At 63.1% G+C, this 339-nt stretch carries 1 pseudogene; it reads right to left on the bottom strand.

Annotation, left to right across the window (positions count from 1 at the left end):
- Window positions 1–339, bottom strand: a pseudogene (locus tag Xsze_RS22520) (integrating conjugative element protein); the annotation flags it as partial.

Here is a 339-nt window from a genome sequence, read left to right as displayed (position 1 = left end):
AGTTTGGTGAGATTCGCCCGCGTGGGTTTCTCCGTGCCGCTGACCAGTTTCACCAGTTGTTCAGTGTTCGTTTTGGTATGGGCTTCCAGCATCGGGGCAAAGCCCGTTCCCGCGACCGTCGTCCCCGGCTGGTGTTGCTCGCTCCCGCTGCGACACTCTGCCGCCTGCACGCAGGTACGGATGGCCCGGTCGCCCAGTACACTGACCACCGCCTCGGCCGCTTCCCGCGCCGTGCTGAATTTACGACAGGCACTGCCCTCACAAGGGGCATCATCTCCGACGCCATCATACTCGCAGGGCGACGGCAATCCGTGCAGGGCAAGGCTTTCAGGATAGCAG

It is taken from the genome of Xenorhabdus szentirmaii DSM 16338, assembly GCF_002632585.1.
GTDB lineage: Bacteria > Pseudomonadota > Gammaproteobacteria > Enterobacterales > Enterobacteriaceae > Xenorhabdus > Xenorhabdus szentirmaii.
The sequence above is the reverse complement of the archived record's forward strand: the minus strand, read 5'-3'. Positions and strand labels throughout refer to the sequence as shown.